We start from the raw sequence: 15,732 nt of genomic DNA, 5'->3' as shown, positions 1-15,732 counted from the left end.
CATGATCAACGTAACACTGCCAGATGGCTCCAAGCGGCAATATGAAGACGGGGCAAGCCCCGCCGATGTCGCCAAATCCATATCCAACAGCCTCGCCAAGGCCGCACTCGCGGCGAAGGTGAATGGCGAAATGTATGACCTGAACCGTCCGCTGGAGCACGACGCGGACGTCGCGATTGTCACGGCGAAGGACCAGGATGGCCTGGAACTTATCCGCCATGACGCCGCCCACGTTCTCGCCCAGGCGGTTCAGGAACTCTATCCCGATACGCAGGTCACGATCGGCCCTGTCATCGATGATGGCTTTTATTACGACTTCGCCCGCGAAGTGCCTTTCTCGACGGAGGACTTCGAACGGATTGAGAAGAAGATGGAAGAGATTGTCGACAAGGACTATCCCATCATCCGCGAAGTCTGGTCCAAGGATGAGGCGATCGAAACGTTCAAGAAGATTGGCGAGGACTACAAGGCGCAGATCATCGACGACATCATTCCGCCGGGCGATCCGATCACGGTCTACAAGCAGGGCGACTGGTTCGACCTCTGCCGTGGCCCGCACCTGCCGTCGACGGGGAAACTGCCCAAGGCGTTCAAGCTGATGAAGCTGGCGGGCGCCTATTGGCGCGGCGACCATCGCAACGAGATGCTACAACGCATGTACGGGACGGCCTGGGCAAATGAAAAGGACCTCAAGGCCCACCTTCTGCGCATTGAAGAGGCGGAAAAGCGCGATCACCGCAAACTCGGCCGGGAGCTTGAACTCTTCCACCTGCAGGATGAGGCACAGGGCCAGGTCTTCTGGCACCACAAGGGCTGGACGCTCTACCGGGTGCTCCAGGATTATATGCGTCGTCAGCAGATCGAGAATGGCTACCGGGAAATCCGTACGCCCGAGCTCATGGACCGCACATTCTGGGAGCGTTCCGGCCACTGGGACAAATATCGCGAGAACATGTTCATCTCTTCAATCGACGAGGAAGAGAAGGTGCTCGCCGTAAAACCGATGAACTGCCCATGCCATGTGCAGGTCTTCAACCATGGGCAGAAGTCCTATCGCGACCTGCCATTGCGGCTGGCCGAGTTCGGTTCGTGCCACCGCTACGAACCACACGGCGCCCTGCATGGCCTGATGCGGGTGCGCGCCTTTACACAGGATGATGCGCATATCTTCTGCCGTGAGGACCAGATCACAGATGAAGTGAAAGCATTCTGCGATATGTTGCGTACGGTCTATTCCGATCTCGGCTTCGATGATGTCGTCGTGAAATTCTCCGACCGACCGGAAGTCCGCGTCGGCTCGGACGAAGTCTGGGATCGCGCCGAAAACGCCCTGCGCACGGCAGCCGATGCGACAGGACTCGAGGTCATACACAATCCCGGCGACGGCGCCTTTTACGGCCCGAAGCTCGACTTCATCCTGCGTGATGCCATCGGCCGCGAGTGGCAGACAGGCACGATCCAGGCCGACTTCAATCTGCCTGAGCGCCTTGATGCCAGCTATGTTGGCGAAGACGGCGAGAAACACCGCCCGGTCATGCTGCACAGGGCCATCCTCGGCTCTTTCGAGCGTTTTCTGGGCATCCTTATCGAAAACTATTCAGGCGCATTCCCGATGTGGCTCGCGCCCACCCAGGTCGTCGTCGCAACAATCACATCAGAGGCAGATGAATACGCCAAGAAAGCCGTCGAACGCCTGCGGGCCGCCGGTCTTCGCGCTGAGATTGACACGCGCAACGAAAAGATCAATTACAAGGTCCGCGAACATTCGCTCCAGAAGGTGCCTGTGATCGCTGTTGTGGGGCAGCGCGAAGCGGAGGAAACAACTGTCGCCCTGAGACGTTTTGGGTCGAAGGGGCAGGAAGTCCTCGGTCTTGAAGAAGCGGCCGGAAAACTATCGGATGAAGCGACGCCGCCTGACATGGCACGGGCACGTCGGTAGAATACGGACGAGAGCATGAAAGAACGCCGCGGTTTCAGCTATGCCGCCGTGCTGACCGCGGCGTTTGTGCTGTGGATGCCGATTGCCCTGTTCGGCGGACAGGGCTTCTCCACCCTTCTCGCGCTGACTGCCATTCCTGCGTTGTTTTTTGTTCGCTACAAGTCGCTCAACACGCTTGTGGTCACTGTCCTTCTCCTGACCATCTGGTCTGCAATCTCGACCATATGGTCAGCCGAGAACGAAGCGATCATCTCCGGTGATCTGGGGGAAGGCAATTTCAGCATCGGCGCGGCAGGTCTGAGGATCATTCTCACCGCGCTAGCCGGAAGCCTCGTCATCGCCGCCACGCTCAGGATACGGCCCTCCACACAGATCACCCTGCCCTTCATACTGGCCATTCTCTGCCTTCATGCCCTGACGATGCTGGCAATCGGCCTGTTTCCCGAAACGGCTCTCGCCCTCTATGCGCCGACGAGTGACCCGGTCAAAGAGGCCCCGCAGAACATCCTGCGCAGCGCGAATTCTCTGTTTCTCGCATTACCGCTCCTGATGGGGGCACTGTGGCTGCTACGGCCTGCCTACCGGTATGTGGCCGTATTGATCGCGTTCCTGCTGGCCGGCCTGACATTCTATCTCGTCGGGTCGGACGTTGCCCTGTTCGGGCTGGTTGCCCTTGGCATCGGGATGACACTGGCTGCAATTTTCCAGCGTTACGGTTTCAGAATCCTGCTCGGCGGCGTTGCTGTCTGCATAATCACCGCACCTGTGGTCCTGAGCGCTGCTGCGCCGGTCGTCGTAAAGTCTGAGCTGCCATTATCATCGTCCTCGAAATCACGCGTCTTCGCCTGGTCATTGGCAACGCAGAAAGTCGCAGAACGCCCGATCACCGGTCACGGCATAGAAGCTTCCAAGGAATGGCGTGAAACATTCGCCGACGAGCCTGAACTCCTGAAGCTCATGGAGAAGAGCACCGACCTGAAAGACATCCCGTGGCAACAGTACCGCATCCTGCCCGGCCATCCGCACAATATGGGGCTGCAACTCTGGGCAGAAGCCGGGCTGGTTGGCGTCGTCATGGCGAGTATCGTGCTGGTCCTGCTCGCCTTCGCACTGCCGCCACCGGCCAGCCTCGGCGCTCCGGCTGCCATAGCCACTGGCGGGCTGATCGGCACCACCTTCTCGCTTTTCAGCCTGTCCTACAGCCTCTGGAATGAAGCGTTCTGGGCAAATGTCGCCCTGGTCGCTGCGGCCCTGATCCTGTTTGCCAAAGTCACACGACGGCAATGACGCACACTGCAGTTACCGCGATCACGGTCAGTTATCACACAGGCCCCGTCTTGCAGGAATGCCTGGCCGCGCTTGCTGCCTCTCCTGACATCTCGAAAATCGTGGTGGTCGATAATGGTAACCCGCCAGAGACGCAGACATGGCTGCGCGACTTCGCCAGCAGGAATGACATGGTGGAGCTTCTCGAACCCGGAAAGAATCTGGGGTTCGGCGCCGGAGTCAATCTCGGGGCGGCGCAGGCACAGGAGGGTCACCTGCTCCTTATCAACCCAGACGCAGTGATAGACGCCGGGGCGGTGCCAGAACTGGTCACGGCCCTGACGCCGCTTCAGCAGCCACGTATCGCTGGCGGGCGGATATATGACAGCGCCGGAAAAGAATGCCGCGGCACACGCCGGCGCACACTGACCCTGGCAAGGGCGCTGACGACATTCTGCGGATGGAATACATGGACGCTTGAGAACACGCCTGCGCCTGAAGGCCCTGTCAGCATGGACGCCGTATCGGGGGCACTGATGCTTACCGACACGGCAAGCTTCAGGCAGCTGGCAGGTTTCGACGAAGCCTATTTCCTGCATGTCGAGGATGTGGACCTTTGCAGGCGCGCCTGGGAAGCAGGCGGTCATATCCTTTACTGTCCGCAGGCTGGCGCCCTGCATTACGGAGCGACATCAAACGTATCGTCGCGCATTGTCGCGGCCCACAAGGCCGACAGCCTGTCATACTATTTCCAGAAGTTTTCCGGGAATGCGCTCAGCCGCTATCTCGTCAAGTACATGCTCGGCCCGTTCCTGAAACTGGTCCTGATGGCCCGCGCCCGTAACTGATCAGGGTTGGAAGTTGGACTGGCCGGGGATTTCCGCGCCGCTATTATTGCGCCGGACGATAGATGAGATACTGGGCGTAAACTCGCGCCAGTCATACTCTGTAAGCTTGAAGGCCCAGCCGGCGGCACGCTCATTGATCGTCTGGGCACGTCGGGCCCCCTCACCGGCCTCGATTGCTCTTAGCGTAACCCAGTAGCCATCAGGTTCCCGCCATGCACGCAGGTCGATTTCAAGGCCGTCATGGGTCTGCGTGATATGCCGGGCCAGCGCCTGAGTTGTCAGCTCGCTTGCCGGTTTGACGTCAATCGGTGACAGGCGCGAGACTGCCAGGGCAGGAGTGGATGCTGCGAGGCGGTTGCGAAGCTGGTCATTCTGATAGGGCGGCGCGGGGGAGAAACTTCGCGGGCCGCTTCCCGGCGCGCGCGCAAGGTAGAGCGACTGCCCGGTGGAATCTGTCATTCGCACTGCCGATATGGCGGATGCGTCGATGTCCACAATATCGAGGTCGAGCCAGGCCTCACGGGTATATAGGGGGGGTAACTCGCCATTCACCCTGAAAGCTGTGCTCCCACCCGGCTCTCGTGCGTAGAGCGTCTCATTGCGCCGCCCCGTGATGACGTCCGCCGTTTTCGCACCATTCGTGGCATAAATCTCGATCAGCACGCCGTTGCCGTCCTCCCTCGGGTCTCCAAGGCCAAGGTATGCCAAACGGTTCTCGTCCGATGTGCGGCGCTCCCCCCATGTCAGGGTTTCCAGCCCTTCAGCCAGAGTGGCAACCCTGTCTTCGCGCACCGGATAGCCACCCGTCTCCTCCATCACCCACTCTCCATCCCGGCGCTGGAGGGTGTAGCTCTCATCCGCCATGGTGAAACTTATGCGGCTGGTATCACTTCGCACTGCCGAGAAGTTCTTCAGGACAGGACTGCCGGTCCTCGGACTGTCAGTACCGGTGCCGCTCGCAAACAGGCTCATCAACAACAGCACGACCCACACCAAGACTGCCGTGATGGAGAGCCATTCAACCGTTCGCCGCCGGCTTATATCGAGCCTCCTGCTCATGCCGCACCTTTCCGGCGGCGGCGCCACCAGACAAGACAGCCGATCAGGCCAATCACGATGGCCCCGCCAAATATGTTGATGAATTTCAGCCAGGCCTCGAGAGAATCGATCTCATGGCGGAAGTCCCGTTCGATCGTTCGCAGACGCGTGCGTGTCTCAACGATTTCGGTCCGCAGTCTTGCAAGCTCTGCGCGTTCCTCCTCACTGAGATCGGCCTCGACATCGCCCTGAAAGAAACTGTCTGACGCCCCGGCCTGCTGTAACTCCTTCAGCCGGGACTCGGATTCCACAAGTCTGTCCTCCAGCCGGGCCTGCTCATCGAAATAGCGCGCCTGCGCTTCATCGCGCATGTCTTCAACGCGGCTCATGGGACGACGGCTGGAGGCACGAGCCCGCAGGCTGAGGAGGTTGGCGTCACCTGAAAGCACATCCAGCGCATTCATCAGGAAAGCGCCGTTATCTGCGAAAGCCGTGGCGGACTCGAGATTCACGTAAAGACCGTCATCCACCATGTCGGCATCCGACACGACAAGGATTTCTGCATCCCGTTCACTCGTCGTGATGTGGGGCGCAGCCTCGTTCACGGCCGCGCGCGCCAGCTCTGCCATGACCGGGTCCTCTGGCATTTCCGGCGCTGGCGCCCCATTCGGAAAAGCTGTCACGAGCGCGCCATGCACCCTTGCCGCCAGAGGGCGCGCGCCCTCGAGGGGCTCATAAAGTTCCAGCGTATCCTGTGCTGTCAGGTCGGTCACTGCACGATCAGACGGAATCCATGAAGGTGCCGGGCCAGTCTCGATAAGCACACGCTTGTCGATGGGCGATCCTTCTTCAAGGATGAGTGCGCCGGGCGCACCGAAGTTTACACTCCGGGAAAGGTCCGCCGTAATCATGCTGTTGCCTGGCATCAGGGCAGGCGTGGCGGACAGATACAGCGGGTGGCGGATAACGCTCGAACGTCCACCCGTCATGGATGACTGTATCGGCAGCGCGCTTTCAGTATCGGCCAGCGCCTCTTCCGATAGACTTATCCCCCATATGTCGGAAAACCGCCCAAGATCCGAACGTATCCGCCGTTCTGCAAGACCCGACGCATCGCGGCGCGAAGTCTTGGCCGCCGGATCGACAAGGATCACTGCACGACCGTTGCGCAGGATGAACTGATCCACCAGCCAGGCCTGCCAGTCGCTGAGTTCCGGCGGATGCACCATAAGCAGGACATCCATGTCCGCAGGCAGGGAGAAGAAATCTTCCTCGATCTGCGCCAGGTCGAAGTTCCTGGCCATCTCCTGCAGGAATGTGTAGCCGCCTTCGGTCCCGTCTCCTTTCATGCCTTCAAGCGTTGAAAGGACCCCCACCGTCGGGGGCTCAAGCCTGTCGAGACGGGCAATCATCCGGGTCAGGTCATATTCCAGCGTTTCTTCCTGCTCGGGCGCAAGGAACGGGATAACACGCTGGTCATCGACGGTATTTGTCCCGATCAGGCCAAAATACAGCGGGTCATCCCCGTCTGAATTGACGGCTGTGACGCCTGCCGCAAGCGCTTCGTCTTCCGCTTCGGAAAAGGGCTCTGGATCAATTTCACGGATCCGCAGGTTTGCTCCCGCGACAGCCTTGTAGCCATCCAGCAGCTCCCGCACACGGGTGGCATAGGCCCGAATGGCGGGAAACTCCTGGCCGATCCGCCGGGTATAAACAAATGTCAGCTCAACCGGTTCATCCAGGTCTTCGAGAACGGTGCGGGTCCCTTCAGACAGGGTGAAAAGACTGTTTTCGGTGAAGTCAAAGCGTACTGTACGCAGGAGAGGCTGAGCAATCAGGCTGGCGGCGACGAATATCGCCGCGACAAGCACGCTTGCCGTCAGAGTGAAGACACGCAGGCTCATCGCGCCGTACTCCTGCGCTGATTGACCCAGAGCACATTCAAGGCGAGCCAGAGGGCAATGACACCCAGAAAAAAGACCAGTGACCCGACTTCGAGTACACCACGTTCAGCGGTTTCAAAGTGCGTCAGAAAGGAAAATTGCGCGACCAGTTCACCAATGCCCGTCCCGAGGGCGCTGGAGACCGCTCCAAGGACCATGGGCCAGCCTGCCGCGGTAAACAGAAAGGCGGCGACAACCCCTATGACATAAGCCAGCACCTGGCTTGTCACCAGCGAAGACATCGCCGCGCCTATGGAAAGATAGGCCCCGGCCATGATGAAGCTCATCAGGTATGACAACAGGATTGCGGCATTGTCAGGCGTGCCGAGATAGTTGACCGTCAGCCACATCGGACATGTCAGCAGCAGGGCAAGCGCAGAAACCGTCCACGCGGCCAGCAGCTTTCCTGCGGCCAACCCGGTCACACTGACAGGCAGGGAGAGGAGTAACTCGGAAGTCCCTGCCGCGGTTTCATCCGACCAGAGCCGCATCGACAGCGCTGGCAGAAAAATCATGTAGAGCCAGGGGTGCCAGTAGAAGAAAGGCTGGAGATCGGCTGTACCGGTATCGAAGAAGCTGGATGCCTCCCAGGTGAAGAAGCCGATGAGCATAAGAAAGGTGGCTATAAAGACATAGGCGAGCGGCGTCGCAAAATAGGCGCGCAACTCACGGCCATAGCTCGCGCGGATACCGGTCAGCGTGTCCCTGGCCCATTGCTTCATGCGACATCTGCCTCTGCTGCACCGGCCACTGTGATGAACGTTTCTTCAAGGCCACCCGGCGACTGGGCTGCCAGACTCTCGGGGGTCCCATCTGCCACGACACGCCCCCGGTCGATGATAATGGCCCTGTTACACATGGCCGGAACCTCTTCCAGCGTGTGAGTCGAAATCAGGATGGCTTTCTCAGGGGCCATGCGTGCAATCAGCGCCCGCACAGCACGCTTCTGGATCGGATCTAGCCCGTCGGTCGGCTCATCCAGCACCAGTACGTCCGGGTCGTTGAGCAATGCCCCGGCCAGGCCGACACGGCGGCGATATCCCTTTGAAAGGGTCGCAATACGCCGGGAGGCGACATTGCCAATCCGGGCATCTGCGATCACGCGATCAATGGCCTGCCTGGCTGGCTTGCGAGGCATCCGGTACGCCCGCGCCATGAATTTGAGAAACTCGACCGGCGTCATATCGGCATAGAGAGGCGCCCCTTCCGGCAGGTAGCCGAGACGCCGCTGGGCTTCGCGGCGCTCCGTGATGATCGAATGGCCGGAAATCAGCACATCTCCATGATCCGGCTCCATCACTCCGGCGACCATACGCATCGTCGTCGACTTGCCGGCGCCATTGGGCCCAAGGAAGCCGAGCACCTCTCCTTTGTTGAGGCTGAATGCCGCCTTCTCGACAGCCATGTGCCCGTCAAAAGACTTTGTGAGTTGCTTCAGTTCGAGCATGCCCGGCCCCGGAGTTAGCAGGAATCAGATGACTAACCCCCTCCCTCCGGACTGGCCAGAGGGGGATTGCGCACAAATCACGCATACACCGCTGGATGACATCAATTTCATCCGGACGGCACGTAATGACATCGAAATTTAAAGGGGTGTCGGGTGAAGGTTATACAAGCGCCCCGGGGGGCTGGGGGGGCTGATGGGTCCGGGATGCCTGCTGGACACCATCACCCGACAATTGCAAAGTGGCCTCTATCGACGGCGCTCGCAAGGCGAGAATGAGGCAAAAACCTGTCCCTGGCATTAAAAATGCGACAGGAAGCAAAATATGAAGGAGCGTGATTTCCAGCCATGGGAAGCGTGACAAGACTGCAACCGGCCGAGCCCCCAAAAGTTGCCTTTCACAAGAGTGAAATGAGCAGGATTCTCAATATTTACGGCAGGATGGTTATGTCCGGCCAGGCCAAGGACTACGCCATTGGCATGTTCAGGGATCATGCTGTTTTCGCAATTTTCAGGCGTACGGCTGAAGCCCCCACCTGGCGAATCGAGAAAGTGCCTTCCCTGCGTAATCAGCAGGGAAGCTATGTCGTCTACGGCAGCCAGGACCAGATCCTGAAACGGGGCCATGACCTCGCCCAAGTCCTGAAAGTGTTCGAGACACGCCGTTTTGAAGTGGTCAGCAACACCTGACACGCGCGCACTTTGTGCGACTATTTCCCGGTCAGCCTCTGGAGCAGGCCCAGCACACCCTTGAACTTCATGCCACCCTCGCTCACCGCGAGGCAGATGCAGACACCGTCATCATCTGCGACGGGCTTGTGGGTGTAATCAGGCGTCTGCCGGCAAATCTGTCCGGGACCGTAAGTGCCAAACTCGTCTGAAAAGCCCCCACGCAAAACAAGTGTCAGCTCATCACCCCTATGACTATGCGTGGGCACGGACGCCCCGGGCTGTATCCTGTAGAGGTGAGCATGCGTTCTGCCCTGTCCGTTCAGATCGATCCGGCTTACCCCGGCCGTCATTCTCTGCCAGCCCTGATCTCCGCATGCTTCAAGCGCTCTCTCACGCAAGGGCTCAGGCAGGCCCAGCAACTCATCCAGAGCTGAACCAGCCGCTTCGGCGGCCTCCACCGAACGCTCTTCGGTTTCTTCATGCTCATCAATTGCCCGCAGGGCAGCCTCGAAAGCTGTTGGGGTCATGGGATCAATGTCTTCCTGTTCAAACATGACCCCTGCAATGGCCTCCGCAACATCAATGTCACGGCGCACATCATCGCGCATGGCCGCCTGTGTCTCGACCATCAGAGCATATGCCGGGCTCAATCGGCCCGCGGCATAAGCGCTGTAGAGTTCGGAGAAATATGATGGCTCGGCCTGTAACAACTTCAGATGCTCTTGTTTGACGTAAAAATCGTTCCTAATGCCGATATTGCTGCATTCTTGCAGGCGTCAAGGCTGGTACGCGCTTTGATTTGCAGCACCATCGTCAATCCAGCTTTATCCGGGTTCGCAGACGATCAAACGCCAGCCGGATACGGGACTTCACTGTGCCAAGCGGTAAATCGCGGGTTCTGGCGATTTCCGAATGAGACAAGCCCTCGTAGAATGCGGCCCTGAGAAGGTCGAGCTGTTCGGCAGGCAATGTATCGAGTTGCTCTCGTACATTGGCATCAATCTGGGTTCGGCTGAGACTCTCATCTGGAGGTGTTTCGGCCACCGGCTGCAACATTGGCTCCTCGGCTGACAGCTCTGGCCGTACCGCCTGACGGAACAGATCGATCTGGCGATTACGCGCAATACGGAAAATCCAGGTCGAGACCGATGCACGGGCCTCGTCAAACTGATCAGCCTTGCGCCATACCGTCAGCATCACGTCCTGAACGATTTCCTCGGCGCGGGCATCCTCTGCTCCCATTCGTTTCAGATAGCTCTTGAGACGCGGTGCATAGAACTCGAAAAGCTTCCCGAAGGATGCACGGCATTGTTCACCGGCGACCTTTCTCATGTACGCCGAGTGGGCTGCCCGTTCATTTCCGGCATTATCAATACTGGTCAATGTCACGGAAACTGTCACGTTCTGGGGCCATAAGTGTAAATTGCATTATCATCCTTTAATGCAACTTTCTTTGCTGCCGGAGGTTCCGATCACGGCTTTGTGTATGCCAAAATTCGGCCTTAACCTTCCGGCAGTTTACAGGCACTAAGGCCTTCTCAACATTCTTTGACCTGAAATATGCAAATGATCCGACAGACCATAACGATTTCCGCAGCTCTTGTTGCAGCAGCCACAATGACCGCAGAAGCCGCACCGACCGCCGTCGGTCGCTATGATGACTGGACCGTGTTCACCGAAACACTGAACGGTGAAACGCTCTGCTATGCGGCGACCGAAGCGACAGACAAGGCACCGAAAGCTGCAAGCCACGGGGATGTCTGGTTCTTCGTTTCAAACTGGAAATCCGGCAAGGCGAAAAGCCAGCCCAGCCTGAAGGTGGGCTATGACCTCCGGTCGGACCTGCCAGCGCGCGCCTCTATCGGCCGGTCTGGCTGGACGATGTATGGCGTAGGTCATGAGGCATTTGCCCAAGACCAGGATGACCAGCAGTTGGTCTCTGCCCTTCGCAGCGGGCATGAACTGCGTGTCGAGGCCGTCTCGGCACGTGACACGCAGGTCTCCTATCATTTCTCGCTGTCAGGCTCTGCCGACGCGATCGACAAGGCCTCGTCGATATGCCGCTGACGCCCTGCTACTCAAGCCGGAACAGCCTTCTTGACCTCAAGGCCAGAAAAACCTCCCTTGTCGCGCCAGGACTTGAGAAGGGCAAAATACTCCATCGAGCCACCGCCATAGAATGAGTTCTGGCGGGCCCGCGCAGCGATCTGCCCCTCATTGTTGTAATAACCTGGCGTACATTCGGCGAGGAACTTCTCCCGCATCATGGCCTTGTCGACGATGGTTTCGACCCAGGCATCCTGAGCCTCCTGAGTTGGCTCAAGACTGACCAGATCTTCTTCGAATGCACGCGAGAGGATGTGGGCAATATGCACCGCCTGCTCGCCCAGCTGGTGGGGATAGTTCGCGGTGAACGCCGCCTGCGCGCCCCCCATCACAAATACATTCGGAAAATCGCGGACCATCAGGCCATGCAGGCTGCGCACGCCGTCCTGCCATGCCTCCGACAGTGATCCATTACGCCCGTAAAGCTCATAGCCGGACCGGCGGGTATAGCTCGTGCCAACCTCGAAACCGGTCGCATAGATCAGGCAATCGAGCTCGTATTCGACACCATTGGCAACGACACCCTTCTCCGTGATCCGATCGACGCCCTGACCGTCTGTGTCGATGAGGCTGACATTGGGGCGATTGAACGTCTGTAGGTAGTCATCATGGAAGCAGGGCCGTTTGCAGAACTGGCGGTACCACGGCTTCAGCGCATCGGCGGTTGCCTTGTCCGCGATGACATCGTCAGCACGCGCCCGGATCGACTCCATCTTCTTGAAGTCTGCCAGCTCGCCGATCTCCTCTAGCTTCTGCGGCGTCATCTCCTCGCCATTCTGATCTTTCGCAATGAAGAGCAGGTTGCGGATAATGTCTGTCCAGCCGTCATTGACGAGGTCTTCGGCCTGGTAGCCGCCCGAGACAAGAATGTTGAAATTGTCCATCCGCTTCTGCTGCCAGCCCGGCTCCAGGCTTCTGGCCCACGCCGGATCGGTTGGCGTATTGGCCCGCACATCGATAGAGGATGGGGTGCGCTGGAAGACGAAGAGCTCTTTCGCACCTTCGCCCAGATGCGGCACAGACTGAACCGATGTCGCCCCGGTCCCGATGATGCCGACGCGCTTGTCGCCGAGCCTGTCGAGCCCGCCGGCAGGCCCGCCACCCGTATAGTCATAGTCCCAGCGGCTGGTGTGAAAGGTGTGGCCCCTGAAATCCTGGATACCGGGAATGCCCGGCAGTTTCGGGCGGTGTAGCGGGCCATTGGACATGATGACGAAGCGTGCCTTCATGGCATCGCCCTGATTTGTCTCCACCCGCCAGCGCTGTGCGTCCTCCTCCCAGTGCATGGCGGTGATCTCGGTCTGGAAGAGCGCGTCGTCATAAAGGTTGTAGTGACGGGCGATACGCTGGCTGTGCTCGAGAATTTCGGCGGCCTTCGAATACTTCTCGACCGGCATATAGCCGGTCTCTTCCAGGAGCGGCAGGTAGATATAGCTCTCGATGTCACACGCCGCGCCGGGATAGCGGTTCCAGTACCAGGTGCCACCGAAATCCCCGCCCTTCTCGATCATGCGGATGTTCTTCAGCCCGGCCTCGCGCGTGCGGGCCCCAGCCAGGAGACCTCCGAAACCACCGCCCACGACGATGACATCGACCTCATCTGTCAAAGGTGCGCGGTCGATAGCCTCATCGACATAGGGGTCCTCGACATAGTCCAAGAACTCGCCCTTTACCTCGACATACTGCTCATTGCCTTCGGTACGCAGCCGCTTATCACGTTCCGCACGATACTTTTCACGCAGCCTGTCAGGGTCGAATCCCAGTCCGGCCGTCATGTCATCCGCCATGTTTTCCTCCCTCGGCGCCAGTTGCCGGCGCTCTTGTCATCGAGACCGCAGTGCGCCTGTCCTGGATTCTTAGCTTTTACGCCAAGACGTGATATGTGCGCCCACGATGAAATATGATCTGGACCTCTCACGCCGCGTCAATGCAAGCGATTCCACGCCGAAGCGCCTCGCCGGGCTGTCCCTGCCTACGCTGAAAGCGGAGATGGAAGCCCTCGGCCTCGACCCGAAGAAGGCAGGGATGCGCGCAAAACAGCTGCGCCGCTGGATCCATCATGCCGGTGTACAGGACTTCGCCGCGATGACAGACATCGCCAAGGATTTGCGCACTGAACTTGCGGAGAAATTCACACTCGACCGGCCCGAGATCACCGAACACAAGGTCTCTGTCGACGGCACGCAGAAATGGCTAACGAAATTCCAGCCCGGTGTGGAGGGCGAAAGTGTCTTCATCCCGGATGTCGGGCGCGCCGGGGCGCTCTGTGTGTCCAGCCAGGTCGGCTGCACGCTGAACTGCACATTCTGTCATACCGGAACCCAGAAACTGGTGCGCAACCTGACCGCTCAGGAAATCGTCAACCAGGTGCTCATCGCCCGCGATGAACTGGAGGGCTGGCCCTCTTCGTCTGAAGACCGCAAGCTTACCAACATCGTCTTCATGGGCATGGGTGAACCGCTCTACAATCTCGACAATGTCGCCGAAGCCATCGACACCATTTCAGATGGCGACGGCATTTCACTCAGCCGCCGCCGGATCACCGTCTCGACGGCAGGCGTCGCCCCGAAAATCCCGGAACTGGGTGAGCGCACCGGCGCGATGCTCGCCATCTCGCTGCACGCCACACATGACGATTTGCGCAACGAGATCGTGCCGATCAACCGGAAGTACGACCTCAAGACGCTGTTCGAAGCGATCCGCGCCTATCCCGACCTCGGCAACTCCAAACGTGTGACATTCGAGTATGTCATGCTGAAAGGCGTGAATGACTCGCCGGCTGAGGCCCGCGACCTCGTCAAGCTGCTCAAGGGTGTGCCTGCCAAGATCAACCTTATCCCGTTCAACCCGTGGCCGGGCAGCCCGTATGAATGTTCCGACTGGGAAACGATCGAGACGTTTGCGGAGATTGTGAACCGGGCCGGCTATGCCTCGCCGATCCGCACGCCGCGTGGACGCGACATCTTTGCCGCCTGCGGTCAGCTGCGTTCCGAAAGCGTCAAGAAGTCAGCTGCCGAAAAGCGCCGCGAAGCGCTGGCGAATGAAGCGCAGGCCTAGGTTTCCGCTGAAGCTGCCCGAGTGTTCATGACATACAGGTCCTGAACAAGCCTGCGCACAAAAGCGATGTGACTGCGCAGGTGATACACTTCCTCTGTGTAGGAAAGCGGCACGTCCAGTTCGAGCACTTCCTGCTGAAGCTCCGAGAGTTCATCAAGGATCTGGTCACGCGCCTCGTCTGTTTTCGCATCACGGCCGCGCACCTCGAGTTCGCGCAGATCGGAATACCAGACATAGATCTTGCGCCGCACCCTCCAGCGATAGATCGGCGGGGCCACGCGAATAAGCGGGATCAACAACGTAATCAGCGGGATCAGGAAAACCCAGGCCCGCTCGAGGAAGTTGGCCACCTGGAAGGTGAAATAGTTACGCAGGAAGGACGGCCCTTTCTTCCAGTAACGCTCCGCTTCTCCGGAAAGCGGCATATCGGTCAGGGACCTGTCCGGAAACGAACCCGCCCGCGCAAAAGCCGAATTACCGGAATGAATGTTTTCAGAGGCCTCCAAAAGCAGGGACTGGATCGCCGGGTGAAGGTCCTTGCTCACAGCCAGTTGCGCGACCGAGGCAATGAGCGGGACATCCCCTGGTGGAACATCCTCTTCAAGGCTGACCACGCCACGATAGAGGGTCACTTCATCCAGCGCAGCCTGACGGCGCGACAGCGCCGGTGCACGCACAAATGGCAGGAGCTTTATGCTTCCATCTTCCAGGAGCGTGCGGATATAGGGCGCGTTTATCGAGGCGGAAAAGGCCGCGGCATCTATGTCGCCGGCTTGCAAAGCCTCAGCCGCAGCTGCACCGCTCTCAGGCGCCTGCGCCTCGTCCGGCCAGTTACCGCCCCATGCCTCCTGCAGGTCACGTGCAAGCGCACGTGTACCGGAACCTTCCGGACCGATGGCCAGCCGGACGCTGCTCAGCTCGCCAAATTCCGCCGCCGCCACATCGTCCCTGACAAAGACCCAGAAGGGTTCGTGAAACATGCCCGCCAGCGAACGAAGCTCATCCTTATGCTCCGGTCCGGCTAGCCCGCCCTGTACGAAACCCACCCCGGCTTCGCCGGACATAAGAAGATCGAGGTTCTCGATAGAACCGCGCGTCTCCAGGATTTCGACGTCGACACCATGATCGGCCAATGCATCCCGGTACTGCTCCGCGAGGGAATAATAGGCACCCCCAGTTCCACCTGATGCAAACGTGATCTTCGAGGGTGGGGCCGGATCGACCAAGGACAGGGCGAGCCATATACTGGCGATCGCAAGCAGGGTCAGCGGACCATAGACCTTCAGGGCATCTTTCATTCTCTTGTCCATACTGGCACCCGCCTCACCCGTATCTGTAGCCTGCAGGCCGGGCCGGCGTCGAGGGGGTAGGGAATTCATACGGTCTGACTGGATAAGAGGCAGCTTGACGCAATTGCAG

Annotated in this window: 14 protein-coding genes; 6 read left to right on the top strand and 8 right to left on the bottom strand. The window is 59.2% G+C overall.

All coding sequences use genetic code 11. The annotated features are described in order from the left end of the window. The first annotated feature begins 1 nt into the window (after position 1). Genes thrS through Q1K31_RS06330 form a run of 3 tightly spaced genes read left to right on the top strand, consistent with a single transcriptional unit; the run spans position 2 to position 4,053 of the window. On the top strand, positions 2-1,939 hold the full coding sequence (thrS, locus tag Q1K31_RS06340) for a threonine--tRNA ligase (RefSeq protein ID WP_300377908.1): 1,938 nt from the start codon (positions 2-4) through the stop codon (positions 1,937-1,939). Between the two features lie 15 nt (positions 1,940-1,954). Then, positions 1,955-3,226 carry an O-antigen ligase gene (locus Q1K31_RS06335; protein WP_300377906.1) on the top strand — a complete coding sequence of 424 codons (1,272 nt, stop codon included), beginning with the start codon at positions 1,955-1,957 and terminating at the stop codon, positions 3,224-3,226. Next, positions 3,223-4,053, top strand: coding sequence for a glycosyltransferase family 2 protein (locus Q1K31_RS06330; protein ID WP_300377903.1), 831 nt, complete (start codon positions 3,223-3,225; stop codon positions 4,051-4,053). Before Q1K31_RS06335 ends, Q1K31_RS06330 begins: the two co-directional genes overlap by 4 nt. On the opposite strand, the gene Q1K31_RS06325 is transcribed toward Q1K31_RS06330, so the two are convergent. From Q1K31_RS06325 to Q1K31_RS06310, 4 genes are read right to left on the bottom strand one after another with little or no spacing between them, the layout of a single operon-like run. Beyond that, positions 4,054-5,112, bottom strand: a complete 1,059-nt coding sequence (locus tag Q1K31_RS06325) for a DUF4340 domain-containing protein (protein ID WP_300377900.1) — start codon at positions 5,110-5,112, stop codon at positions 4,054-4,056. Beyond that, positions 5,109-6,995 (bottom strand): GldG family protein, encoded by a 1,887-nt coding sequence (locus tag Q1K31_RS06320; protein WP_300377898.1) that lies wholly within the window; start codon positions 6,993-6,995, stop codon positions 5,109-5,111. Before Q1K31_RS06320 ends, Q1K31_RS06325 begins: the two co-directional genes overlap by 4 nt. Beyond that, complete coding sequence (locus Q1K31_RS06315; protein ID WP_300377896.1) at positions 6,992-7,756, bottom strand: ABC transporter permease subunit; 765 nt, start codon at positions 7,754-7,756, stop codon at positions 6,992-6,994. Before Q1K31_RS06315 ends, Q1K31_RS06320 begins: the two co-directional genes overlap by 4 nt. Next, positions 7,753-8,481 carry an ABC transporter ATP-binding protein gene (locus Q1K31_RS06310; protein ID WP_300377894.1) on the bottom strand — a complete coding sequence of 243 codons (729 nt, stop codon included), beginning with the start codon at positions 8,479-8,481 and terminating at the stop codon, positions 7,753-7,755. The genes Q1K31_RS06315 and Q1K31_RS06310 overlap by 4 nt, the downstream gene beginning before the upstream one ends. Before the next feature lie 345 nt (positions 8,482-8,826). Here Q1K31_RS06310 and Q1K31_RS06305 point away from each other — a divergent pair, with 345 nt between their 5' ends. Next, on the top strand, positions 8,827-9,168 hold the full coding sequence (locus Q1K31_RS06305) for a DUF2794 domain-containing protein (RefSeq protein WP_300377892.1): 342 nt from the start codon (positions 8,827-8,829) through the stop codon (positions 9,166-9,168). Positions 9,169-9,188: 20 nt separating this feature from the next. On the opposite strand, the gene Q1K31_RS06300 is transcribed toward Q1K31_RS06305, so the two are convergent. Continuing rightward, positions 9,189-9,860 (bottom strand): ChrR family anti-sigma-E factor, encoded by a 672-nt coding sequence (locus Q1K31_RS06300; protein ID WP_300377888.1) that lies wholly within the window; start codon positions 9,858-9,860, stop codon positions 9,189-9,191. 103 nt (positions 9,861-9,963) lie between these two features. Then, entirely contained in the window at positions 9,964-10,482 is a 519-nt protein-coding gene (locus tag Q1K31_RS06295) for a sigma-70 family RNA polymerase sigma factor (RefSeq protein WP_300377885.1), read from the bottom strand. Between the two features lie 234 nt (positions 10,483-10,716). Here Q1K31_RS06295 and Q1K31_RS06290 point away from each other — a divergent pair, with 234 nt between their 5' ends. Next, positions 10,717-11,217 carry an invasion associated locus B family protein gene (locus Q1K31_RS06290; protein ID WP_300377883.1) on the top strand — a complete coding sequence of 167 codons (501 nt, stop codon included), beginning with the start codon at positions 10,717-10,719 and terminating at the stop codon, positions 11,215-11,217. Positions 11,218-11,228: 11 nt separating this feature from the next. On the opposite strand, the gene Q1K31_RS06285 is transcribed toward Q1K31_RS06290, so the two are convergent. After that, positions 11,229-13,043, bottom strand: a complete 1,815-nt coding sequence (locus tag Q1K31_RS06285) for an NAD(P)/FAD-dependent oxidoreductase (protein WP_300377881.1) — start codon at positions 13,041-13,043, stop codon at positions 11,229-11,231. A 106-nt stretch (positions 13,044-13,149) separates the two neighbouring features. Between Q1K31_RS06285 and rlmN the strand changes: the two genes are divergently transcribed. Next, positions 13,150-14,313, top strand: coding sequence for a 23S rRNA (adenine(2503)-C(2))-methyltransferase RlmN (rlmN, locus tag Q1K31_RS06280; RefSeq protein WP_300377879.1), 1,164 nt, complete (start codon positions 13,150-13,152; stop codon positions 14,311-14,313). On the opposite strand, the gene Q1K31_RS06275 is transcribed toward rlmN, so the two are convergent. Beyond that, complete coding sequence (locus Q1K31_RS06275) at positions 14,310-15,611, bottom strand: TAXI family TRAP transporter solute-binding subunit (protein ID WP_300377877.1); 1,302 nt, start codon at positions 15,609-15,611, stop codon at positions 14,310-14,312. The two genes, rlmN and Q1K31_RS06275, sit on opposite strands and share 4 nt — an antisense overlap. Between the last annotated feature and the right edge of the window lie 121 nt (positions 15,612-15,732).

It is taken from the genome of Henriciella sp., assembly GCF_029936995.1.
Classification (GTDB): Bacteria; Pseudomonadota; Alphaproteobacteria; order Caulobacterales; family Hyphomonadaceae; genus Henriciella.
The sequence above is the reverse complement of the archived record's forward strand: the minus strand, read 5'-3'. Positions and strand labels throughout refer to the sequence as shown.

Excerpts from the sequence above, each read along its gene's own strand:
- Q1K31_RS06335 (WP_300377906.1), top strand. The coding sequence starts at position 1,955 with ATGAAAGAACGCCGCGGTTTCAGCTATGCCGCCGTGCTGACCGCGGCG.
- Q1K31_RS06330 (WP_300377903.1), top strand. The coding sequence starts at position 3,223 with ATGACGCACACTGCAGTTACCGCGATCACGGTCAGTTATCACACAGGC.
- Q1K31_RS06320 (WP_300377898.1), bottom strand. The coding sequence starts at position 6,995 with ATGAGCCTGCGTGTCTTCACTCTGACGGCAAGCGTGCTTGTCGCGGCG.
- Q1K31_RS06315 (WP_300377896.1), bottom strand. The coding sequence starts at position 7,756 with ATGAAGCAATGGGCCAGGGACACGCTGACCGGTATCCGCGCGAGCTAT.
- rlmN (WP_300377879.1), top strand. The coding sequence starts at position 13,150 with ATGAAATATGATCTGGACCTCTCACGCCGCGTCAATGCAAGCGATTCC.
- Q1K31_RS06290 (WP_300377883.1), top strand. The coding sequence starts at position 10,717 with ATGATCCGACAGACCATAACGATTTCCGCAGCTCTTGTTGCAGCAGCC.
- Q1K31_RS06275 (WP_300377877.1), bottom strand. The coding sequence starts at position 15,611 with ATGAAAGATGCCCTGAAGGTCTATGGTCCGCTGACCCTGCTTGCGATC.
- Q1K31_RS06305 (WP_300377892.1), top strand. The coding sequence starts at position 8,827 with ATGGGAAGCGTGACAAGACTGCAACCGGCCGAGCCCCCAAAAGTTGCC.
- thrS (WP_300377908.1), top strand. The coding sequence starts at position 2 with ATGATCAACGTAACACTGCCAGATGGCTCCAAGCGGCAATATGAAGAC.
- Q1K31_RS06295 (WP_300377885.1), bottom strand. The coding sequence starts at position 10,482 with ATGAGAAAGGTCGCCGGTGAACAATGCCGTGCATCCTTCGGGAAGCTT.
- Q1K31_RS06310 (WP_300377894.1), bottom strand. The coding sequence starts at position 8,481 with ATGCTCGAACTGAAGCAACTCACAAAGTCTTTTGACGGGCACATGGCT.
- Q1K31_RS06325 (WP_300377900.1), bottom strand. The coding sequence starts at position 5,112 with ATGAGCAGGAGGCTCGATATAAGCCGGCGGCGAACGGTTGAATGGCTC.
- Q1K31_RS06285 (WP_300377881.1), bottom strand. The coding sequence starts at position 13,043 with ATGGCGGATGACATGACGGCCGGACTGGGATTCGACCCTGACAGGCTG.